19 protein-coding genes and 1 pseudogene are annotated in these 22,612 nt (G+C 63.6%); 6 read left to right on the forward strand and 14 right to left on the reverse strand.

The features are described from left to right. Positions 1-61: 61 nt before the first annotated feature. The 3 genes from RCH09_RS08280 to RCH09_RS08290 form a co-directional block, all read right to left on the reverse strand. The gene (locus RCH09_RS08280; protein ID WP_326940594.1) at positions 62-1,426 is read right to left on the reverse strand and encodes an NAD-dependent succinate-semialdehyde dehydrogenase; all 1,365 of its coding nucleotides are present in this window, start codon (positions 1,424-1,426) and stop codon (positions 62-64) included. A 259-nt stretch (positions 1,427-1,685) separates the two neighbouring features. Further along, positions 1,686-3,896: a catalase/peroxidase HPI gene (gene katG, locus RCH09_RS08285; protein ID WP_326940595.1), complete on the reverse strand. Its 2,211-nt coding sequence runs from the start codon at positions 3,894-3,896 to the stop codon at positions 1,686-1,688. Positions 3,897-4,035: 139 nt separating this feature from the next. Then, positions 4,036-5,163: an alkene reductase gene (locus tag RCH09_RS08290; RefSeq protein ID WP_326940596.1), complete on the reverse strand. Its 1,128-nt coding sequence runs from the start codon at positions 5,161-5,163 to the stop codon at positions 4,036-4,038. A 229-nt stretch (positions 5,164-5,392) separates the two neighbouring features. On the opposite strand from RCH09_RS08290, the pseudogene RCH09_RS19710 reads away from it, so the two are divergent. Continuing rightward, positions 5,393-5,497: pseudogene (locus RCH09_RS19710) on the forward strand (hypothetical protein); the annotation flags it as partial. A gap of 319 nt (positions 5,498-5,816) precedes the next feature. Here RCH09_RS19710 and RCH09_RS08295 read toward each other — a convergent pair. From RCH09_RS08295 to RCH09_RS08310, 4 genes are all read right to left on the reverse strand, one after another. Next, positions 5,817-6,647, reverse strand: coding sequence for a class I SAM-dependent methyltransferase (locus tag RCH09_RS08295; RefSeq protein ID WP_326940597.1), 831 nt, complete (start codon positions 6,645-6,647; stop codon positions 5,817-5,819). 88 nt (positions 6,648-6,735) lie between these two features. Beyond that, positions 6,736-7,668 (reverse strand): pseudouridine synthase, encoded by a 933-nt coding sequence (locus RCH09_RS08300; protein ID WP_326940598.1) that lies wholly within the window; start codon positions 7,666-7,668, stop codon positions 6,736-6,738. Further along, positions 7,629-8,435, reverse strand: coding sequence for an oxygen-dependent tRNA uridine(34) hydroxylase TrhO (gene trhO / locus RCH09_RS08305; protein ID WP_326940599.1), 807 nt, complete (start codon positions 8,433-8,435; stop codon positions 7,629-7,631). Before trhO ends, RCH09_RS08300 begins: the two co-directional genes overlap by 40 nt. A gap of 57 nt (positions 8,436-8,492) precedes the next feature. Then, positions 8,493-8,840 carry a hypothetical protein gene (locus RCH09_RS08310; protein ID WP_326940600.1) on the reverse strand — a complete coding sequence of 116 codons (348 nt, stop codon included), beginning with the start codon at positions 8,838-8,840 and terminating at the stop codon, positions 8,493-8,495. Positions 8,841-9,221: 381 nt separating this feature from the next. Here RCH09_RS08310 and RCH09_RS08315 point away from each other — a divergent pair, with 381 nt between their 5' ends. Continuing rightward, positions 9,222-9,431: a hypothetical protein gene (locus tag RCH09_RS08315; RefSeq protein WP_326940601.1), complete on the forward strand. Its 210-nt coding sequence runs from the start codon at positions 9,222-9,224 to the stop codon at positions 9,429-9,431. Between the two features lie 190 nt (positions 9,432-9,621). Then, positions 9,622-10,884: a TCR/Tet family MFS transporter gene (locus tag RCH09_RS08320; protein ID WP_326940602.1), complete on the forward strand. Its 1,263-nt coding sequence runs from the start codon at positions 9,622-9,624 to the stop codon at positions 10,882-10,884. 4 nt (positions 10,885-10,888) lie between these two features. On the opposite strand, the gene RCH09_RS08325 is transcribed toward RCH09_RS08320, so the two are convergent. From RCH09_RS08325 to RCH09_RS08355, 7 genes are all read right to left on the reverse strand, one after another. Next, complete coding sequence (locus RCH09_RS08325) at positions 10,889-11,599, reverse strand: hypothetical protein (protein WP_326940603.1); 711 nt, start codon at positions 11,597-11,599, stop codon at positions 10,889-10,891. Between the two features lie 2 nt (positions 11,600-11,601). Next, the gene (locus RCH09_RS08330; RefSeq protein WP_326940604.1) at positions 11,602-13,557 is read right to left on the reverse strand and encodes an EAL domain-containing protein; all 1,956 of its coding nucleotides are present in this window, start codon (positions 13,555-13,557) and stop codon (positions 11,602-11,604) included. A 13-nt stretch (positions 13,558-13,570) separates the two neighbouring features. Then, on the reverse strand, positions 13,571-14,275 hold the full coding sequence (locus RCH09_RS08335) for a transglutaminase-like cysteine peptidase (protein ID WP_326940605.1): 705 nt from the start codon (positions 14,273-14,275) through the stop codon (positions 13,571-13,573). Between the two features lie 138 nt (positions 14,276-14,413). Continuing rightward, entirely contained in the window at positions 14,414-15,751 is a 1,338-nt protein-coding gene (locus RCH09_RS08340) for a TolC family outer membrane protein (RefSeq protein WP_326940606.1), read from the reverse strand. A gap of 245 nt (positions 15,752-15,996) precedes the next feature. Beyond that, positions 15,997-16,332: a hypothetical protein gene (locus tag RCH09_RS08345; RefSeq protein ID WP_326940607.1), complete on the reverse strand. Its 336-nt coding sequence runs from the start codon at positions 16,330-16,332 to the stop codon at positions 15,997-15,999. Further along, a complete protein-coding gene (locus tag RCH09_RS08350) occupies positions 16,322-19,753 on the reverse strand; it encodes a retention module-containing protein (protein ID WP_326940609.1) in 3,432 nt (1,143 codons plus the stop codon). The genes RCH09_RS08345 and RCH09_RS08350 overlap by 11 nt, the downstream gene beginning before the upstream one ends. Positions 19,754-19,845: 92 nt before the next feature. Continuing rightward, on the reverse strand, positions 19,846-20,481 hold the full coding sequence (locus RCH09_RS08355; RefSeq protein ID WP_326940610.1) for a response regulator transcription factor: 636 nt from the start codon (positions 20,479-20,481) through the stop codon (positions 19,846-19,848). 106 nt (positions 20,482-20,587) lie between these two features. Between RCH09_RS08355 and RCH09_RS08360 the strand changes: the two genes are divergently transcribed. From RCH09_RS08360 to RCH09_RS08370, 3 genes are read left to right on the forward strand one after another with little or no spacing between them, the layout of a single operon-like run. Beyond that, on the forward strand, positions 20,588-20,935 hold the full coding sequence (locus RCH09_RS08360) for a hypothetical protein (RefSeq protein WP_326940611.1): 348 nt from the start codon (positions 20,588-20,590) through the stop codon (positions 20,933-20,935). Continuing rightward, positions 20,935-22,062 carry an MGDG synthase family glycosyltransferase gene (locus RCH09_RS08365; RefSeq protein ID WP_326940612.1) on the forward strand — a complete coding sequence of 376 codons (1,128 nt, stop codon included), beginning with the start codon at positions 20,935-20,937 and terminating at the stop codon, positions 22,060-22,062. Before RCH09_RS08360 ends, RCH09_RS08365 begins: the two co-directional genes overlap by 1 nt. Next, on the forward strand, positions 22,059-22,571 hold the full coding sequence (locus tag RCH09_RS08370) for a hypothetical protein (RefSeq protein ID WP_326940613.1): 513 nt from the start codon (positions 22,059-22,061) through the stop codon (positions 22,569-22,571). Before RCH09_RS08365 ends, RCH09_RS08370 begins: the two co-directional genes overlap by 4 nt. The last annotated feature ends 41 nt before the right edge of the window (positions 22,572-22,612 follow it).

The raw sequence follows: 22,612 nt of genomic DNA on the forward strand, positions 1-22,612 counted from the left end.
CGGACGGATCGGCTTGCGGCCGGTTGCGCGCCCGTCCCCGGCGACGGGGACGGGCCGCAGATCAGGCGACCCGGATAAGCTTCTTGTTGACGAATTCCTGGATGCCGGCAGCCGACAGTTCGCGACCGTAGCCGGAATTCTTGATGCCGCCAAAAGGTAATTCCGGCGACGAGGTCAAGGCAGCATTGATGAACACCATGCCGGTCTCGATGCGGCCAGCGACCCGCTTGCCGCGTTCGATGTCGTTGGTGAAGACGGAGCCACCGAGCCCGAACGGCGAATCATTGGCCAGTTGCACCGCCGCGTCTTCGTCCTTGACCCGAAAGAACAGTGCCACCGGTCCGAAGAACTCTTCCTTGTAGGCCGGATTGCTGCGCGCGACGTCGCTCAGAATGGTGGGTTGCATGAAGTAGCCGGACCGCGCCAGTCGTGCGCCGCCCAGCAGCACTGTCGCACCGTTGGCACGGGCCCGTTCGACCTGATCGAGCAGCGTGTGCAGTGCCGACTCGGACGACAATGGCCCCATCGTGGTGGCTTCGTCCATCGGGTCGCCCGGTTTGAATTGTTCCAGCGCAGCCCGGAAGCGCAGCAGAAACTGATCTGCCATCGACTCGACCACGATGAAGCGCTTCGATGCGGTGCATGCCTGTCCGGTATTGTCCATGCGCCCGCTAGTCGCGTGCTTGATCGCCAGATCCAGATCGGCATCCTCCAGCACGATGAAGGCATCGCTGCCACCCAGCTCCATGGTGGTCTTTTTCAGGTTGTGCGCAGCGCGGGCGGCAACCACCGCGCCAGCCGCTTCGCTGCCGGTCAGCGCGACGCCACGAATGCGCAGGTCATCGATGACCTGCGCCACCTGATCCTTCGAAATGAACAGGTTGGTATAGGCGCCGGCCGGCGCGCCCGCATCGTGCATCAGCTGTTCGTAGGCCAGTGCGCACTGCGGCACGTTGGAGGCATGCTTGACCATCACGACATTGCCGGCCATCAGATTGGGCGCGGCAAAGCGGACGATCTGGTAGTACGGAAAATTCCACGGCTCGACGCCAAACAACACGCCGATCGGGCTGCTCTCGACAATCGCCTCGCCGCCCTTGACGGCAATTTCCTCGGTCGCCAGGAACTGCTCGGCATGCTCGGCGTAATACGCAATGATCGCCGCGCTGAGCGCTACTTCGCCGCGGCTCTCGGCGATTCGCTTGCCCATTTCCTCGGTGATCAAACCGGCCAGATGTTCGCTGCGCTCGCGCATGAGGGCGGCGGCGCGCAGGAGCACGGCCTTGCGTTGCGCAAACGTGGTGCTGCGCCAGGTGCCGTAACATGCCGCCGCTGTGGCCAGCCTGGTTTCGAGTTGCTCCGCCGTGCATTCGGCAAAGGGGGCACCGGCTTGTTCGGTGTAGGGGTTGGTCGTTTGGTATGCCATTGTTGCCTTTCAGGGTTGATCGAATATTGCCAATGTCTGCGCGAGAGGATTCGCGATTCACTGGATCTTTCCAGCCGACCGAAGTCAGCCGCCCTGTTTTATTTTTATATGGATCAAACATGCCCCAGTCATTCGGCTTGCATGACACAAGCCCGATGACGGGGACGACATCCGTCCTCGCGCCGCCCAAGCGGGGCACGGCGCTGAAATGATTGGCGCCAGCAGATGCGCTATGGCACTGCGGCGCCTGACAATACAATTACTTGAGGTCGTAGCGATCGAGGTTCATTACCTTGTTCCAGGCCGCCACGAAATCGCGCACGAACGGCGCTTGCGAGTCGCTGCAGGCATACGCCTCGGCCAGCGCACGCAGCTGCGAATTCGATCCGAACACCAGATCGACTGCGCTGGCTGTGTATTTGCGCTGGCCCGTGGCCCGGTCACTGCCCTCGAACACCTGGGCGGAGCTGGCCGACTTCTGCCAGGTGGTGTTCATGTCGAGCAGATTGACGAAGAAATCGTTGCTCAAGGTTTCTGGCCGATCAGTTAGGACACCAAGTTCGGACTGTTCGAAGTTGGCATTCAAGGCGCGCAGGCCACCGATGAGCACCGTCATATCGGGCGCAGTCAGCGTCAGCAGGTTGGCCCGCTCGACCAACAGTTCGGTCGCCGATCGGGTGTCGTCCTTGCGCTGGTAGTTACGGAAGCCGTCCGCGGTCGGCTCCAGTACCGCGAACGCGGCCACATCGGTGAGCTCCTGCGAGGTGTCCATCCGACCCGGCGCGAATGGCACCGTGATGTCATGACCGGCCTTGTGCGCTGCCTGCTCGACCGCCGCGCAGCCACCCAGCACGATCAGGTCAGCCAGCGAGACCTGCATGCCGCCCGCCTGCGCGCCGTTGAACGCACTACGCACCGTCTCCAGCTTTTGCAACACCTGCGCCAGTTGGGCCGGTTGATTGACTTCCCAGTCTTTTTGCGGCGCCAGACGCAGGCGCGCGCCGTTGGCGCCGCCGCGCTTGTCGCCGCCGCGCTTGTCGCCGCCGCGGAAGGTTGCCGCCGATGACCAGGCAGTGGCGACCAACTGAGCGATCGACAGGCCACAGGCGAGGATGCTGCGCTTGAGTGCCGCGATCTCCGACGCGCCGATCAAGACATGATCGACAGCGGGAATCGGGTCTTGCCACAGCAGCGTCTCGGCTGGCACCAGCGGGCCGAGATAGCGCGCGCGCGGACCCATGTCGCGATGGGTCAGCTTGTACCAGGCGCGCGCGAACTGGTCGGCGAATTCCTGTGGATTCTCGAAATAGTGGCGCGCTATCCTGGCGTAGGCCGGATCGACCTTGAGGGCGATATCGGAGGTAGCCATCATGGGCGCGTGCCGCTTCGATGGATCATGCGCATCAGGCACGGTGTTGGCGGCAGCCGGATCGGTCGGGGTCCACTGATGCGCACCTGCCGGGCTCCTGGTCAGTTCCCACTCATAGCCGAACAGGAGCTTGAAGTAGTCGTTATCCCACTGCACCGGATTGGTGGTCCAGGCGCCTTCCAGCCCGCTGCTGATGGTATCGACGCCCTTGCCGCTGCCAAAACTGTTCTTCCAGCCCAGCCCTTGCTCGGTGATGTCGGCGGCTTCGGGCGCGGGACCGACATACTTGCCCGGATCGGCCGCGCCGTGGGTCTTGCCAAAGGTATGTCCACCGGCGCACAGCGCTACGGTTTCTTCGTCGTTCATCGCCATGCGGGCAAAGGTTTCGCGGATGTCGCGCGCCGACGCGAGCGGGTCCGGGTTGCCATTCGGCCCTTCCGGATTGACGTAGATCAGGCCCATCTGGACCGCCGCCAGCGGATTCTCCAGCACACGGTCGCCGGTATAGCGCTGGTCGCCCAGCCATTTCGACTCAGGGCCCCAGTAGATGTCATCGGGCTCCCACGTATCGACGCGCCCACCAGCGAAACCGAAGGTCTTCAATCCCATCGAATCCATCGCCACCGTGCCGGTCAGAATCAGCAGATCGGCCCAGGATATTTTCCGGCCATATTTCTGCTTGATCGGCCACAGCAAGCGGCGCGCCTTGTCGAGGCTGACGTTGTCCGGCCAGCTGTTGAGCGGTGCAAAGCGCTGTGCGCCGGAGCCGGAACCGCCGCGGCCGTCGGCGATACGGTAGGTGCCGGCGCCATGCCAGGCCATGCGGATGAAGAATGGCCCGTAGTGGCCGTAATCGGCCGGCCACCAGTCCTGCGAGTCGGTCATTAAGGCATGCAGATCCGCGACCACAGCCGCCAGATCAAGGCTCTTGAACTCGGCGGCGTAGTCGAACCCCGGCTCCATTGGATTCGACAGTGGCGAGTGCTGGTGCAGCAGACTCAGCTTGAGCTGATTTGGCCACCAGTTGGGCTCTTTGCTGGCGCCGGTTGCGGTGGGCTGGCGCGCAGCCCCGACGAAGGGACAGGTTGGCTCGGTTGTCACGTATCTCTCCTTTGGTATTTCGCAAGGTATCGGGCGACCGTCGGGTCGCCCGCGCTGGAATGCAATGAAGGGTCAGGCGACTACTGAAAATCGCACTGGTGGATGCAGGAGAGGTGTATTTCAGGGAAGAAAAACAGATTCAGGACGCCTTGAATGTCGGGTAATCGACGTATCCGCCAGCACCACCGCCATACATGGTGGCCGGATCAGGCGTATTCAAGGGCGCGATGACGCGCAGCCGCTCGACCAGATCCGGGTTGGCAATGAACGGCCGGCCAAATGAAATCAGATCGGCTGTATCGGCATCGCGGGCGGCCAGCGCCAGCTCGAGGTCGTAGCCGTTATTGGCCATGTAGCTGCCGTTGAACAGTCGACGCAGAATCTGCAGGTCGAAGCCGCCCGGCACCGTGCGCGTACCGCCCGTGTCGCCTTCGATCGCATGCAGGTACACCAGATGAAAGTGGTTGAGTTGTTCGACCACATACGTGAACAACGCCTGCGGGTTGCTGTCGGCGATGTCGCCGAAGCCACTCAGCGGCGAAATGCGGATGCCGACCCGATCGCCACCCCACACCTGCACCACGGCGGCAGTCACTTCCAGCAGCAGCCGCGCGCGATTCTCGATCGAGCCGCCGTAGGCATCGGTGCGCTGGTTGGTCTTGTCGCGCAGGAACTGGTCCAGCAGATAGCCGTTGGCGGCATGGATCTCGACACCATCGAAGCCAGCCGCCTTGGCATTCTGGGCGGCAGTGCGATATTGCTCGACGATGCCGGGCATTTCGCTCATGTCGAGTGCACGCGGCGTGACCATCGGCACGAAGCCGTCTTTGGTGTAGGACTGGCCTTCCGGCTTGATGGCCGAGGGCGCGACAGGCAAGGCGCCGTCGACCTGGATCGACGGATGCGAAATGCGGCCGACGTGCCACAGTTGCATGAAGATCTTGCCGCCCGCGGCATGGACTGCGTCGGTAATCTTTTTCCAGGCCTGCACTTGCGGCTGGCTGTAAATGCCAGGCGTGAAGACATAGCCCTTGCCTTGTTGGGAAATCTGGGTCGCTTCCGAAATGATCAGTCCGGCGCTGGCGCGTTGCACATAATATTCGGCCGCCAGGTCGCCGGGCAGGTCGTCTTCCTTGGCCCGGCTGCGCGTGAGCGGCGCCATGACGATGCGATTGGACAGCTGCAGCGCACCGAGCTGGAATGGCTTGAACAGGTCACTCGATGCATTGCGCGCGAGCGCGGCGTTGGACGGGACAGCGTTGGTCATGATTTGATCCTTTGGGAGGCGAAGCGGAGCTAGGCCGGGCGGCGCTGGCGGCAAGATGCTGCCAGCGGGTGTGCCTGCATCTTAAGCGCAATCGCAGATCGTCGTTGGTCACCTGCGCGCTACGACCAGAAGTCACCGAGGCCGCATCCAGCGCGCATCAGCGGCGCCATCTCCACACCGTGCTGCGCCTGCCCACTGGCATTTTTATGCGCAGGGCGTGAAGGCCAACATGGTGTTCTTTGACGCCGAACCCAAGGATGGTCAGCGCCACACCAAGGGCGTGTGGTTCCATGACCTGCGCACCAACAAGCATTTCACACGCAAGACACGCACCCTGAAGCTGGACGACCTGCAGGATTGCATTACTTGCTACAACGCCGATAACCGCCACCAGCGCACCGCCAGCGAGCGCTTCAACTACTTTACGGTCGATGAGCTGATGGCGCGCGACAAGGCCAGTCTGGATATTTTCTGGCTGAAGGACGACAGCCTGGAAAATCTTGATGACCTGCCGCCGCCGGATTATGGCAACAGGAGATCATCGAACATCTTGAAGCAGCGCTGGCTGCATTCCGGGATGTGGCGGCCGCCTAACCTGCAAGATCACACGTCACGCCGGACGCTAGCGTTTGAACCGGGCATCCATGTAACCGCTAGCGCTCCACCGCAACCACATACGCCCGCATTTTCCCGTCAATCGCATCCGCGCCAAACCGGCTGGCCAGCGCCCGTGCCGCAACGTTGGTGGCGCCGGTCAGTCCGGCGGCGTCGCGCGCTTCAATCTGCATGCGCATTGGCGTGCCCTGGCAGAACGCCAGCGCGGCAAGCGCGGGCGAGTCGGCATGGCTGCATGCATCCACGGTGACGATCTCGGGGGCGCGGTCGAAGCCGCCGCGGTGCAGGTCCTGCCGGATTGCCTCCGTGTCGAAATAACCGTGCGGCACCTGTTGCATGAATTGCGGCGGATCGCCCGGATACAGCGCGGCCAGCGCGTCGCTCACGGTGGCGGCGAATTCGTTGTGCTCGATGCGATCCCACACATTGAACAGAAACACGCCGCCGGGACCCAGCACGCGCCGGACTTCAGCGAATGCGGCGGCCTTGTCGGGCAAGAACATCACCCCGAACTGGCACACCACCATGTCGAACGCACCATCCGGGAACGGCAGCTGCATTGCATCGGCCTGCTGCCATTCGACCGGGCGAGCGGTGCCGATTGCCGCGGCCTGATCGAGCATCGGCTGGCTCAGGTCGGTCGCGACAATCTGCACCGATGGCAGCAGCGTGCTGGCCAGCCGGCGTGTCACGGCGCCGGTGCCGGCGGCAATTTCCAGAAGGCGTGACGGTTGCCGCTGCGCCACCCGCTGCGCCACCCGCTGCGCCAGATCGTCGGCGTACGGCGCGAACAACAGCGGCACCATACAGGCGTCATACACCTGCGGAATCGAGCCGGCGAAGGCTTGATCGGTCGTCGGTGCCTGCATGCCATTCTCCTGATTCGTCAGTGTCTCGACAACATAGCGCAGCCGCTGGTGCGGCGGCGCGGCGCGATCGCGGAATTGCTGACCACGGTCAAAACTGCAGCTGGTATTGGCTCTCGAACTGCCGCGCCTGCCCCGTCACCGGATCAATGAATGCCAGGGATCGGGCCAGCAATTGCAGCGGCTTGCTGTAATCCGGCGCGACCCCTGGCGCAGGCTCCGGCGCATGCTGTGGATAAATCTGGTCGTTGAGAATCGGCATGCCAAGCGCTTCCATCTGCACCCGCAACTGGTGCCGCTGTCCGGTGGCCGGTTGCAGGCCGTAGCGCGCCAGCTCGCCCTGCACCTGCAGCAGCGTAATCAGCGTCTCGGCATTCGGCTCACCTGTAACGACGCGCATCTTCATGAACGAGTCGGCTTCCTCCAGCCGGTTGCGCACAAGCAGCGGCAGCGCCAGTTCCGGCCGCCAGGCGGCGATGGCTTCGTAGTGCTTGGTCACGGCGCGTTCGCGAAACAAGCCCTGGTAGGCCGCGCGCGTGTGCGGTTGAATCGAGAACAGCACCAGTCCGGCGGTCTCGCGATCGATGCGATGCATTGGCGCCAGCGTGTCGATGCCGAGCGTGCGCTTGAGGCGCACCAGCAGGGTCTGCTGGACGTAGCGTCCGGCCGGCGTGACCGGCAAGAAATGTGGCTTGTCGACGGCGATCAGAAAGTCGTCGCGAAACAGGATGGTTTCCTGAAACGGAATCGGCGATTCGTCGGGCAGGCTGCGAAAGTAAAACACCTTGGATTGGGCGCGATAGACGGTGCGTGGATCCAGCGCCCTACCGTCGGCGTCGAGCACCTCGCCGCGCGCCATCCGTTCGGCCCATTCGTCGCGGGCGATAAAGGCAAAGCGCTGCGCCAGAAAATCCAGCAGCAGCGGCCACGGTCCGGGCGGCAAGGCGACGCAACTGGCGCCAACGCCATCGCGGCTGGGCGGCGTTATGACTGGTCCAGTCGGCGCGCGCGCGCCAGCCGCCATGCACCGTCCGGCTCGCCTTCATACACCTGCTCAAGCGTGGTCGCGGTTTCCTGCAGATGGGTGTCGAGCGCGATGCGGTTGTCGAACACGAAGCACTCGCCCTGCCAGTCCTTGTCGGCGTCCGGCATGGTCTGGAAATAGTTCAGGATGCCGCCGTCGAGCTGGTAGACCTCGATGCCCATGTCGTGCATCCACGCGCTGGTCTTCTCGCAGCGGATGCCGCCAGTGCAGTACATCGCCACGCGCTTGTCCGCGGCCTGCCAGGCCGGTGCATTGGCTTCGATGAACTTTGGAAAATCACGGAAATTGGCGACCTCGGGATCGATCGCGTTGTTGAATTTGCCGAGCCGGTATTCAAAGCTGTTGCGGTTGTCGATCACCACCACGTCGTCGGCAGCAATCAATTCGCGCCATTCCTGCGGACTGACCGCGATGCCGGTCTTGCGCACGGCATCGACATCCGGCACGCCCATGAACACGATCTCGGATTTCTTGTGAATCTTGATCCGCCCAAATGGATTGGTGACGCAGGCGCTGCGTTTGAAGGGCATGGCGGCAAAGCGCGGATCGGCGTGCAATGCCTGCTCGAAGGCATCGAGTGCGCCGGCGCTGCCGGACAGCACGCCATTGATGCCTTCGTCGGCGACCAGGATGCTGCCGAGCAGGTCCGTGGTCAGCGCGCGCAGGCGCAGCACGAGTGCATCGGCGTCGTCGAGGCGGACGAATTGGTAGAAGGCGATGTGAAACAGGGGATTGTCGGAGGTCATGGTGCGAGGATTGTCGCAGATTCCGCATCCTTGCTAGCGAAGTGCACGCGCCAATCGTCAAATCACCCCCGGTTGCCCCGTGCCACCTCTGGCTTCGTAGGGGTCGCTCGACAATTTACTGCCTGCTGTCAGTTCGCGGCGGTATTGCTCAACGTTGTTCACATAACCGGCGCTGCCCGCCCCCGACACTGTCCCCGTGTTGTAGTAGCGCAGTCCCAACTCTTCACTGCCCTGCGAGGCGATGTCCTGCTTGAGTTTGAAACCTCCTGCCACCAGATTGTCCAGCGGTTGCGTTACATCCAGTTGGTCGGCGTCCTTGTTGGTGGCGCTCTTGATTTTGGCGCGATCGTCATCCGACAGGTGCGGCAGCACATCGTGATCCCAGCGGTATTGGCTGATCTGCACCAGCCCGGTGTCGTGCGAGCCGTCGGAGTTGGTGGTCGTTAGCTGCTGGTTGCCTCTCGACTCGGCCCATATTTGTCCGCCGATCAGGTTGGCATCGAGTCCGGTGGCCTGCGCGGCCTTCGCAATCTGGTCGCTCCATTGCCCGACTGCCGGGTTGTTGGCAATCGCCTGATCGGAAAGCCTGCTAGCGGGGGCAGTGGCCGAACTCGACGACGGGTTCGAGACCGGACTAACGCCGCCACTCGATGTTGAGCCGGACGGGTCACTGCTACCGAACGACGGCGGCTGGTACGGCGATGTACCGCCGCCCGTGCCGCTGTCCTGCCGGTCGCGCTATCTGTATCGGCGGCGTCGCTGTCATCACTCTGGCTGGAGAGTTGTTTGAACATGGTTTTTAACATCTGCATCAGGAGCGACAACGCCTGGAACAGCTCCCGCATTCCATCGGCAGGATCGGTCCGTCCTGACGAACGCGACGAGGTGCCGCGCGAGTTCCACCTGCTCGGGTCCGCGATGTCGCCCGGCTCGAACGACAGCGACGAGCTGCTGCCGGACGCGCCGCCGGATGTGTTGTTGGTGTCAAACGAATAGGGGTTTGAGCCATTATTTGAGACGCGCATCATGCCGCTCCATGGAGGTGGAAAGTTTTTTTGGAAACTTCACTTTGTCGGAAAGTCACATTTTCTGATATGTGACCCGAGATGCAAGATGGTTCCTCTGATTTATACTGGCAGGCCTCGCCCTGCGCCACCTTCGATCCCATTCGACCACAGGATTTTCCGTGCCACCACTGCCCCCTGCCGCCCCGCCCGCCGCCGCCATGCGCTTCATCATGCTGACGGTCTTGATCGACATGATTTCGATTGGCCTGATCATTCCGGTGTTGCCGGTGCTGGTTGGCAGTTTTACAGATTCCCAGGCGGCCCAGGCGTTCTGGTACGGCGCGGTCGCATTTGCCTTCGGCATCGCCAATTTCTTTGGTTCGCCGATTCTCGGCGCACTGTCGGACCGCTTCGGTCGCCGCCCGGTGTTGCTGCTCGGCTTTTGCGGACTGGCGCTGAATTTCTTCGCGACCGCATTTGCCACCGCGTTGTGGATGCTGATCGTGGTGCGCCTGGTCGGCGGTGCGATGCAAGCCAACCAGGCGGTTGCCAGCGCCTATGTGGCGGACATCACGGCGCCGGAGCAGCGTGCCAAACGCTTTGGCCTGTTGGGCGCCATGTTCGGCCTGGGTTTCATCATCGGACCGGTGATGGGCGGGTTGCTTGGCGCGATCGATCTGCATCTGCCATTTTTTGTCGCGGGCACGCTGGCCCTGATCAATCTGGCGTATGGCTACTTCGTGTTGCCGGAATCGCTGCCGCTCGAAAAGCGTCATGCCTTCGACTGGCGCAAGGCCAATCCGGTGGCGGCGCTGCGCGGCCTGACGCAACTCAAGGCGGTCGGGCCGCTGGTCGGCGTGGTGGCCTGCGCCGGGCTGGCGCAGTTCGTCCTGTACACGTCGTGGGTGTTGTACACGACCTTCAAATTCGGTTGGGGTCCGCAGCAAAACGGCTGGTCGCTGGCAGCGGTAGGCGTGAGCGCCGCGCTGGTGCAGGGCTTTCTGCTGGGGCCGCTGCTGCGCCGCTTCAGTCCGCGCCGCCTGACCGTGCTCGGGCTGATTTCATCGACGCTGGCGTTCCTGTGCTGGGGCCTCGCCACCGAGGGCTGGATGATGTTTGCGATCATCTTCATCAACATTTTCGGCGGCACCGTCAACGCCGCCATCCAGAGCATCATCTCGGGTGCGGCCGATGCCAGCAGCCAGGGCAAGACGCTTGGCGCGGTGAGTTCGCTCAACAGCCTGATGGCGGTGATCGCACCGATCATCGGCGCGCCCATTCTCGGACTGGTGTCGCATTTGCCGCATGGCGACTGGCGCATCGGCGCGCCGTTTTATTTGTGCGCGGCGTTGCAGGCCGTGGCGTTGCTGCTGGCCGTGCGGCACTTCCGGCGCGAACGGGCAGCGCTGGCGTTACTGGCACAACAGGCCAGCGCGCCCTGACCCGTCAGGCGCCCATCGCCAGCGCGGCCGCGCGCGAACAGGCCGGCTGATTTTTGGCGACCAGCGCGCTGCAGGCAATCCGGCCGGGCATTTGCCTGGTCCACGGCTGCGGTACTTCGCCGCCGAGCAGGATGCGCGCCGGCGCCGCCACGTGCAGCGCACGCATGGTGCTGGCAGTGCAGCGGCTCAGCCAAAGCGGGTCCTTCATGGCCGGCTGATCGAGTGGCTCGCGCACCAGGGCGCGCAACCGGCCGTCGGCGAACGCCAGCAGCGTCAGGCTGTTGTCGTGCGCCACGCCGAACCAGTCGGTCGGCTTCATTTCATGTTTCCAGTGCCGCCACATCACGCAGCAATGCGGGGCAATGCGCGTTTTGCGCAGGCCGAATTCGTCGGCCACCTGCAGCACTGCCTGCTGCAACGCCTGCGGCAGCGCGACCGCCGCGAAGGGTCCGCACAGCACCGGATCGCTGTGCAATACCCAGCCGGCATCGATCGCCGGTGCGGTCACATGAAACCGGCACAAGTCGTCCGCCAGCGTCACCTGCAGGCGCACCTTGCGCAGCGCCGCGTCGCCGAATACCGCGCGCAAAACCGCCGCCAGCGTGGCCGGATCGCCGTCCCAACTGCGCTCGATGGGTGCCCCGACCACGCGACCCAACCAGTCGCGGCGCAGCAGGGCAACGCCGCTGCGAGAACAACCGAGCAAGAGTTGCATGGTCAGATTTCCGCAGGAATTCCCACGCCATAGCCCTGCACCCCATCGAGCTTGAAGGTGCGCAGCATGGCCCACTCGTCGTCGGTTTCGACCGATTCGGCAATCACTTTCAGATCCAGGCCATGCGCAATCTTGCAGATCGAATCGACCAGGAACTGGTTGTCGCGGTTGTTGCCAATGTCGCGGATGAAGCTGCCGTCGATCTTGAGATAGTCCAGCTTCAGCGTTGCCAGATAGCCGAACGAGGCGAAGCCACGGCCGAAATGATCGATGCCGAACTGGCCGCCCAGCTGTCGTACCCGCGCCACCAGCGCACGCAGCGCATCGAGGTTTTCCAGCGCGCCGTATTCGGAGACTTCGAAGGCAATCCGCCTGGCCGAGGCCGGATCGGCGCGCAGCGTGGCGCTGAGCCAGTCCAGAAAACCGGGGTCCTGCAAGGTCGCCGGGAACAGGTTCACGGCGATCGTGGTCAGGCCGTAGCGCCCGGCCTTGATGCGCGCCATCACTTCACTGACCACCAGCCGGTCGATCTGCTGGATCAGGCCGAGCCGCTTGGCCATCGGCACAAAGATCACGGCCGGAATCAACTGGCCATCCTCGCCCACCACGCGCAGCAGGGTTTCGTATTGCATCAGGCTGTGGCGGTCGGTGCTTTCCTGCACCGGTTGAAGGTGCAGGATGATGTTTTTTTTCTCGATCACGGTGCGCAGGAATTCGCTCCAGCGCGTGGCCGACCAGGCGATCGCTTCCTCGGCCCGCGCCTCATGCAGGTGCAGCGCATTCGGTCCCTTGTTCTGGGCCGCACGCAACGCCGTGTCGGCCTCGGCCAGGAACTGGGTCAGGCTTTGCTGCCGGTACAGGGCGATGCCAACATGGCCGACTTCGTCCAGGTCGATCAGGCCGCGCTGGCGCAGCTGTTGCAGCGCCGATGCCAGCCGTTCGCCGACCTCCATCGCTTCGCGCTCGTTCACGTTCGACAGCACCAGCGCAAAATTCGCACCGCCCAGATGGGCCGCAAAATAATCCTGGTGGCCGTCGCTGCGCGCGACTTCATTGATGACTGCCGCGACCCCGCGCAGCAGTTCGTCGCCCGCCGCGTAACCCAGCCGCTCGTTGAACGATTTGAATTCCTTGATTTCGATGAACAGCAAGGCGCCGGTGTGAAACTCGTCGGTCGACGCCAGCAATTGCTGCAGATGCATGTCGAAATAGCGCCGGTTGGCCAGCCCGGTCAGGGCATGCCGGTAGCTGTCGGCGCGCAGGCGGTTCATGGCGTCGCTCTGGGCCTCGAACATTTCCTTGATCTTGGTGGTCATCCGGTTCATCGCCACCACCACGCTGCGCAGTTCCAGCGTCCACGGCAATTTGGTCTGGACCGGATATTCGCGGTCGCAGATCGCCCGCGCCTGCGCTTCGACCGTGCGCAACGGGCGCAGGATCAGATGCAGCGCCAGCATCCCCAGCAAGGAGGTGGCCACCAGCGCGGCCAGGAACCACCAGAACGAATTGACGCTGTTGGCCCACAGGGTCGCATACGCTGCCGCCGGATTGGCCGCCACCGTGATGGTGCCAGCCTGCTGCCAGCCGGCCATGATCAGCGCCTGGCCGCTTGGAGTGGCAATCGGAAACAGCCGCACGAACCAGTTCGGCACCTCGGGAATCCGCGCCGGCGCCAGCCGCTGCACCAGGACCTTGCCATCGATGCCGCGAATGGTCACTTCGCGGTAATAGCCGCTATCGAAAATCAGGTTGACCTTGCTCTCGACCAGCACCATCTCGTTGTCGAGAAAATTCGGCGACAGGCTCAGTCCCAGCGAGGTCGCGGTGTCCTGCGAAATGGTCTTGAGCTGGCGATCGAGATAGGCCCGCGTGTCTGACACGCTGATGGCCACGGTGCCGGCAAACAGCAAGATGAACAGGGCGATGATGACGGCGGTGAGCTGGCGCAGAAGAGTCATGGAGGAAGATCCTTTAGTCGAATTCTTTGCCCATGCGCGTGAGCAGATCACGCCACAGACTGATATTGTCGGAGCCGCCGCTGACCGGCTTGCCTTCGCCACGCGCCTTGGCCAGCCACAGGCCGGCGCCATTGAAACTGTATACCGGAGTCAGGTCGGGACGCTGCGAAGCCGGCTTGATCTCGGGGATCAGATTGTCCAGCACCAGCGGCATGGCGGCGGGCGTGGCGTAATACGTCAGCACCATGTGCGCCTGGCTGACCGGATTGTAATTGCGCGCCTGCACGTAGGTGATGCGCAGCTTGTCGACCGCCACGCCCATTGCCACCAGCGTGAAGTATTTGCCGATCGAAAAATCCTCGCAGTCGCCACCATTGCTGGCCAACATTTCTGCCGGCGTGGCCCAATAATCTTCGCGGCCCCAGTGGTCGAGGTCGGAAACAAACGGAATCGTGTTGAAGAAGTCGTTGGCCAGGCGCAGCTTGTCGAGATCGCTGCGGCTGTGCGGCGTCGCCAGCAGCTGCTGCCACAGCACCAGCCGTTTGCGCGCCTCGACGCCGTAGCGCCGTTCGGCGCCGGACAGGGTCTTGTCGGAGACCACCACTTCCGGGCCGGCCGACCAGACGCTGAGAATGCCGCCGCCCATTGACAACAGCAGCAGCAACAGCAACAGCGCGCACTGGCGCGCAAACCGGCGCCACCCCGCCGGATCAGGCATTGGCGCAGCAGGCGACCGGCGCCGTGTGGTGCCCGGGAGAGCGGGAAAAGTCGATTACGGCAGTACCCTGCATGAAACCTGTCCTGTCAAAAAGTGCACGGCCCGTTGATCCGGCGCCGTGCTGGCAGGCATGCCGGATTACTGTTTAGCGGAGAGCATACTCTCTGTTCGCGGAGGAACACCTAAAGTGCTCAACAATTGGCCCATATCGGCCAGAATGCGGTAGCGCGCGAACACTTCCAGGTATTGGCCGTTGACGTAATTCGAAGCGGCCGTGAAGTTTTCATTTTCGGAATCGAGCACGTCGAGCAGCGTGCGCTGGCCGATATTGAATTGCTTGGTGTAGGCGTCGCGCGTCAGGCCGCTGGATTCGGCATGCTGGCGCAGCGATGGCAAACGCAGGGTTGCGGAGTTCAATGCATTCCAGGACAGTCGCGTGCTCTGGTCGAGCTGGCGCTGCGTGCGCATCATGACTTCGCGCGCTTCGCTCGACAAGGCTACGGTCTCACGCACGCGCGCCATGTCGGAGCCGCCGTTGAACAGGTTCCAGCGCAGACGCAGCATCGCGTAGCGTGAATCGGTGCGGCCCGGTACGCCATCGGCGTCATGGTTGCTGACGGCGCCGATCTGCAAATCCAGACGTGGCGATTCGGTCGACTTGGCGCCATTGATTTGCGCCGTGGTGGCGTCGACGTCGGAACGCGCCGACAGCAGCGTCGGATTGTGATCAAGGCCGGTCTGCAGGGCCTGTTCCAGCGTGGCCGGCATCATCGCGACTGGCGGCGCTTCAACCTTGGTCAGATTGATCGGCGCAGCGCCAACGATGCGCAGATAGTTGATTTCGGCATCGCGCAAATTGGCCTCGGCCGAGACCAGATTGGCATTGGCCAGGCCCTGGCGGGCGTTGACCTGCTCCAGATCGGCCTTGCGACCGACGCCACTGTCGCTGCGCACCTTGATTTGATCAAAGGTGCGCAGATGGACGTCGGCGTTGGCGCGGGTCAGTACCACCAGGTCACGGTTGCGCATGACCTCCAGATACGCTTCCACGGCGCGCAGCGCGGTTTGCTCGGAGGTGCCGGCAACCTTGTTGGCGGCTGATGCGACACGCGCCGAATTGCGGTCGATCTCGCTCTTGACCTGGCCGCCATCGAGCAGCATCTGGGTCAACGCCAGGCCGGCCTCATTGCGGTGCAGCAGAACCGTGCCATTGCCGGCGGCGCGGGTGTTGACGTTATCGCTCCACTCACGGCCGGTGCCGAGGGTCAGGTCGACTTTCGGCAAATAGCCACCACGGGCGACCTTGACGGCTTCGTCGGTCGACAACCGGTGGTTGGCATCGATCAGGATGTCAGGATTGGATTGCAGGGTCTGTTCGACGGCCATTTTCAGCGTCTGGCCGATGGCCGGTGTCATCAACAGAAAGCTTGCGGCGATGACGGTCGCCGTAAGTGTGGTGCGCGCGCGAACTGACATGAGGTGGTCCTGGTTAAGAGTCGGTGAGAATTTGGTGGCGAAGAGACGGTGTTCGAAGTTTTGCAAAAAAGACACTACTTTGGGCGCGAATATAGCAGAACCGATTTCTATTGCAAGTAACGCACGCATATTCCCATCGAAACGCGGGACGACCCTGTTCGATACCGTACATAACCCGTGAATTTCTGGATTCGGCGACTAAAAAATACGGTGCACGGAGCGTGCCACGGCGGGACGCCGGTGTGTCAGCCGTGCCCGCTATCCGGCGCGATCAGGCCGAGCAGACTGCCGAGATCGATACCACTGCCCGGCAGGCTGCCGAGCGCAAAGCTCTGATGCGAATCGGCGTCGTCCAGCATGACGCGCACGATGGTGCTGCCGGGCGCGCTTTGATGGTCAAAGAACAGAAAACCACCGGCGTCCGGCGCACCGGCATCGAGCAGATCGGCGACATGCAATGCCACCCCCTGGTCGACCACCAGCGCAAACGGTGCGTGCGTGCCCACGGCCGGCAGCAGCGGCATGGCGTCGGTCGCCAGATCGGGCGCCGACGGCAGTTCGGCGGACTGGTCAGGCGCCATGGATCTGGCCGTTGCCGAGCAGGCTGTTGAGGGTCACGCTGACGTGGTCGAGCGTCACCAGTGGCACGGCGGCGGCGGCGCCCGCGCCATCCAGATCGATGGCGATGGTGGTGTTGCCGGCGGCGCTGGTGGTGGCGGTCAGGTAGCTCGCTTCATGGCCGTTGAACGCGACGGCGTCGACCCCGGCGTGCGACAGCAGATCGCTGATGTCGAGCACATCGCCGCCGGCGCCGGGTGCGGCCACCTTGAAGTCCAGAATGTGGTCACCGGCAGCACCGGGCTGCAGACTGCCCTGGCTGAACATGAACGTATTGCTGCCGAGGCTGCCGCTGAGGATGTCGTCACCGGCGCCGCCGTTGATGATGTCGTTGGCGGTCGTGCCGTGGATGATATCGGCGCCAGCGGTGCCGTTAAACGCCGTGGAGCCGTAGCTGAGCGCGAAATCGTGCGTGCTGGTGAGCGAGGCGCCGGTGGCCAGTTCGGTGGCCGTGGCGCTGGCGTTGATGTGCAGGGTGCCGCTAAAGCCGCTCGGCGCGGTGACCGAAATCGCATTCAGGTTCCAGTTGCCGGCGCCGCCTTCATTGAACACCGTGACCGACTGGCTGGCCAGGCTGGAAACGAAACTGTGCGTGCCATCGGACACCGTGGCGCCCAGCGGAATGGCGCCGAGCTGGATCACATGGCTTTCGCTGTGATCGACGCTGTCGCCGAAGGTGGCGGACAGCGACGGCAATGCGGCTGCGTGATCCTGATAGGCGTTGGCAGTTTGCTTGACCGTCAGATTGTCGAGCAGGCCGCCATAGGTGTTGGCATCGAGCGAGCGGAACTCGACCACATCGGTGCTGCCACTGCCCGAGAACGACAGCGTGTGATGCTGGAATCCGAAGGCATTCGCGCCCGGCAGCTGGCCGATCACGACGCCGTTGACCAGCACCTCCAGCGAACTGTCGGCGCCGGTATGGCCGGCGCGCGCCGAGACATCTACATCGAGCTGGTAGACCGCGCCCCTGGTGGTGTCGAATCCATGTTGCACCGAATTGATGCCGGGGCCGGCCTCGACTTCCAGCACGCGATTGTTATTGGCCGGGTCGCCGCCGTACACGTGCTGCGGATTGATTTCAATCCCGCCGACGGTGTTGGTGACGGTGTTTTTGCCGATCCAGTCGCTCGCGCCGGTTTCAAAATCCTGGGTGTAGTTCAGCGTCGGCTGCGTGCCGACGTGCAATGCGACCGGATCGACCACCGGCGCGATATTGATCGAGACCAGCGCGGCCGCGCTTTGCGCTCCGCCGTCCTCGGCGACATAGCTGAACTGGGCATAGGTGGCATGCTGGTCGCCGGTACCCGGGGTCGCGTAGGCAATGCCGCCGGATTCGCCTGCATCGGGGCGGAACAGCAGCGTTGCCTGGTTGGCGGCGGCGCTGATCGTCATGCCGACGGTGACCGCGGTCACGCCATCGGCCAGGAACAGATGGCCATCGAGCGGCAGCGCGGTGATCACGAAGTCGCTGACCTGGCTGCCGGTTTCGCTACCGGACAGCACGATCGACAACGCCGTGTTTTCCGCGCCGGTCACGGTCTGGCTGGTGGCCGCAATCAGTGGATCGACGAAAATCGTGGCGGTCGTGATGGCGCCATTGGCGGTGCCATCGTTGGCGTGATACGTGAAGCTGTCGACGCCGACAAAGCCCGCGTTGGCGGTGTAAGTGAAGCTGCCATCGGCATGCAGGGCCAATGTGCCGTGCGCGACGTTACGGTCGAGCACGGCGGTCAGGGTGTTGCCGTCGGCGTCGGTGTCGTTATGCAGCACGCCAAAGTCGTTCGGGCCTGCTACCGTCGCCACCAGCTCGGTGCCGGAAAGCGCGCTGTACTCATCCTTGGCGCTCACCGGCGGCACATTGTCGGGTGCATCGACGACGATGGTCGCGGTGACGGTCGCGCCGTTGGCCGTGCCATCGTTGGCGTGGTACGTGAAACTGTCGACGCCGACGAAGCCGTCGTTGGCGGTGTAGGTAAAGCTGCCGTCGGCATGCAACGCCAGCGTACCGTGCGACACGTTGCGGTCGAGCACGGCGGTCAGCGCGTTGCCATCTGCGTCGGTGTCGTTATGCAGCACGCCAAAGTCGCCCGGGCCAGCGACCGTCGCCACCAGCTCGGTGCCGGCTACCGCACCATATTGATCCTTGACGCTGACTGGCGGCACGTTTTCCGGCGCATCGACGACGATGGTCGCGGTGACGACTGCACTGTCGGCGCTGCCGTCATTGGCGTGGTAGGTGAAGCTGTCGACGCCGACAAAGCCTTCGTTCGGCGTGTAGGTGAAGCTGCCATCGGCATGCAGGGCCAGCGTGCCGTGGGAGACGTTGCGGTCGAGGATGGCCGTCAGCGGGTTGCCGTCGACGTCCGAATCGTTATGCAGCACGCCGGCGTCGGCGGGACCGGCAACGCTCGACACCAGCGTGGTGCCGCCGACTACGTCGTACTGATCCTTGACTGCGACCGGCGCATCGTTGACTGGCGTGACGGTCAGGTTGACGGTGGCGACATTGCTGTCAGCGCTGCCGTCGTTGGCCTTGTAGGTGAAGCTGTCCGGTCCGTTGTAATTGGCGTTGGGCGTGTAGGTGAAGGTGCCGTCGGCATTGAACGCCACGGTGCCGTGTCCGGCCTGCGTGACCAGGGTGGCGGTCAGTGCATTGCCATTGGCGTCGGTGTCGTTGCCGAGCACGGTGGCGGCGGTCAGCCTGGTATCTTCGCTGGTGCTGTAGGTGTCATTGACGGCTACTGGCGCGACGTTGGCCGGCACATCGGCGGGCGGCACGGTGACGACCACCGGTGGCACGACCGGTGGCACGGCGGGAGGGACGACCGGAGCCGGCACATCGCCCGGGGCGCCGCCCAGCGCCGGCGCATCGGTGCCGCCAAGTATCGGTGGCAACGGTGGCAGCACCAGTCCGCCGCTGGTATCGAAGCCGCTGGTGACATTGCCGCGCGCCGCCAGCTGGTCTACCACCACGAAACTGTTGCCGCCTTCGTCGCCACCAGCGCCACCGGCGCCTGGACCGGCTGCGGTAGGCGCAAGCACGGCAGTCGGATCGCCGCCAGCGGCAATTTGCGCCTGCAGCGCGGCGATGCTGGCGTCATCCGACACCGCCTGACGCGGATCGAACACCTCGCTGTCGAGCGCAATCTGGGAATTGCGACCCAGGTCAAGATGCGTGTCATTGGCAAACCGGATGTCGATTGCCCCGGCAGCGGCGGTCTGGATCACATCGTTGGCATTGACCACATCGCCCAGATGCAGCACGCGCTGGACGCCCGCCGTGTCGGTCGCGGTGACGACGCCAATGACGGACTCGACGATGCCGATGCCGGCTTTGGCGTGAACAGCGGATTTGACGGTAACGGGTGCGGACTTGGCCATGGTGGTCTTTGCAAGGTAAATGGGATCGATCGAAGCTGCCCATCGTACCCGCGTGGCGGGATATTGCTATTGGACCAAGGTACTAGGCCGGATCACGCCGCCGTGACAAACAGCGCCAGCTGCAGCCGGTCCGGCAAATCCAGCTTCTGGAAGATCGCGCCCAGATGGGCCTTGACGGTGCGGTCGGTGATGCTCAGTTCGCGTGCGATCACCTTGTTGCTGGCGCCGCCGCCGACCAGTTGCGCAATCTGCCGCTCACGCGGGGTCAGCAGGACCAGGCGCTCGGCGGCCGGGGCCGGCGCCGGCGCCGGGGCCGGCGTGGCGCGCGCCTGCATGCGTTGCAGCAGCAATGGCATCACCGCGTGCGAGATCCAGACGCCGCCATCGAGCACGGTGGCGACAATGCGCGCCACCATGTCGGCCTGCAGCTGGGACCCGCAGCAGCCGGCCACGCCCAATCCCAGCAATGCCAGTTCGGCATCGGTCGAAAACGCCGGCCCGGCCACCAGGATGCGGCACGCCGGCGCGCGCCGGCGCAGCTCGGCCAGCGTATCGCTCGGGTTCAGCCCGGGCAACGCCAGGTCGACCACCACCAGCCCCTTTGCCTCGGCCGGAAGCTGCTGCCACAGTGCCGCCACCGACGCAATGCACGTGACCCCGCCTTTTTCCATCAACGGAGCATGAAATCTGGCTATGATGTCGGCGCAGCCGGAGAGCAGCAGGTGCATGAAAAATCAGTGTTAGCATCGATGCGCCGTTTTAACATACTGTGTTTGCAAATACCATTGTCATGTCCGGAACAGTTTTTCGCCCCCTTATTTTGAACGGTTTGCCATGCCCTATATCCAGCGCGACCCGAACGGCAGCGTGATCGCCCTGTGGCGCGATGCGCCCGCCCCCGACGCCGAACACCTGAGCGTCGACGACCCCGATGTGCAGCAATTCCTCGCGGCGGACGCCGCCGCCGAGCCATCCGATCCGCGCGAGGTGCTTGCCACGCTCGACAATGCGATGATCCGGGTGGTCGAGGATCTGGTCGATGTGCTGATTCAGAAGCACGTCATCATGCTCACCGACCTGCCCGAGAAAGCCCAGCGCAAGGTGTTGGCGCGCAAGGAAACCCGTACCTCGCTGTTCGGCGACATCGGCGACCTGTCCAGCGGCAACGACGACATCCTGTAATGACCCGACGCATCCTGATCCTCAGCGTGTCGGCAGGATCAGGTCACATGCGCGCTGCCGAGGCGCTGCGCATCCAGGCCGGCCTCGAAGACGACGCGGTGCAAGCGACCCATCTGGACGTGATGCAGTTTGTCTCCAGCGGCTTTCGCAAGATCTATACCGATTTCTACATCACGCTGGTGAACCGCCTGCCAACGCTGTGGGGTTACCTGTACCAGCTCACCAATGAAGCGCAGCCGGACGGCTCGATGCAAAAGCTGCGGCGTGCGCTGGAGCGCCTGAGCACCCGCACGCTGCGCCGCGAAATCGATGCGCTGCAACCCGACGCCATCATCTGCACCCACTTCCTGCCGGCGGAACTGCTCGCGCGCATGCTGGCGACCGGCCGCCTGCAGTGCCCGGTGTGGGTCCAGGTGACCGACTTCGACCTGCACCGGATGTGGGTGCAACAAGGCATGCGCGGCTACTTCGCGGCCAACGACGAAGTCGCGTTCCGGATGCGGGCGCAGGGCATTGCCGCCGAGGCGATTCACATCACCGGGATTCCGATCATGCCGTCGTTTCGCCACCCTGGCACGCGCGCCGAGTGCGCCGCGCAGTTCGGCCTCGATCCGGCGCGCCGCACCATCCTGCTCATGGGTGGTGGCGCCGGGCTCGGCAGCCTCGATGCGATTGCGGCACGGCTGCTGGCCTTGTCGGAGGATTTCCAGCTGATCGTGATGGCCGGCAAGAACACCGCGGCGCTGACTGCCTTGCAGGCGCTGGCAGTGCGCTTTCCGGGCCGTCTGCTGGCGCAGGGCTTCACCGATCAGGTACAGCGGCTGATGGCCTGCGCCGATCTGGTCATCACCAAGCCGGGCGGCCTGACCACGTCCGAATGCCTGGCGATGGGCTTGCCGATGATCGTCAACACGCCGATCCCGGGGCAGGAAGAACGCAATGCCGACTTCCTGCTGGAACAGGGCGTCGCCCTGATCGCCATCGATGCCGTGACGCTCGAATACCGCATCCGCTTTTTGCTGACCCACCCCGACAAGCTGGCCGACATGCGCTGCAAGGCACTGGCGCTGGGCCGTCCGGACGCCGCTGCCAGCGTCCTGCACACCGTACTGGAATCGATTCCATGAGCAATCTCAGCGACCGTTTGACCAACCGCCCGTTCCATGTGCTGTTGACCGTGATCTGGGTCATGCTGCTCGGGGTGTTTTTTGCGCAGGCCGAAATCCAGATCGAAGGCGCGCACGGCTGGGCCACCAGCTTGCCCACCTGGCGCATCGAGCATCACTGGCTGCTCGACATTTTCTGGGGTGGTCGCGCGATGACCGGCTATCACGCCTGGGTGTTCCCGTTCATCACGATGTTCATGCACTTCCCGCTGTTCTTCGTCGGCCACTGGTCATGGCGCGCCGAAATCCGCGTGATTGCCTGTGTGATGGTGTTCTGGGTGACCGAAGACTTCCTGTGGTTCGTGATGAATCCGGCCTTTGGCATGGCGCGCTTCAATCCCGAAGTGGTGACCTGGCACAAGCACTGGATCCTGGGCGCGCCGACCGATTACTGGACCTTCGCGATCCTGGCAGTCGTGCTGCTGTGGGCGTCGACCCAGACCCGTAAAAAGTCCCAGCCGGTGCTATGATCGCCGGCGAGCAGGTCCGGCAACTGCGCAACCTTTTCCTG

The sequence above is a fragment of the Actimicrobium sp. GrIS 1.19 genome (genome assembly GCF_035984655.1).
GTDB lineage: Bacteria > Pseudomonadota > Gammaproteobacteria > Burkholderiales > Burkholderiaceae_D > Actimicrobium.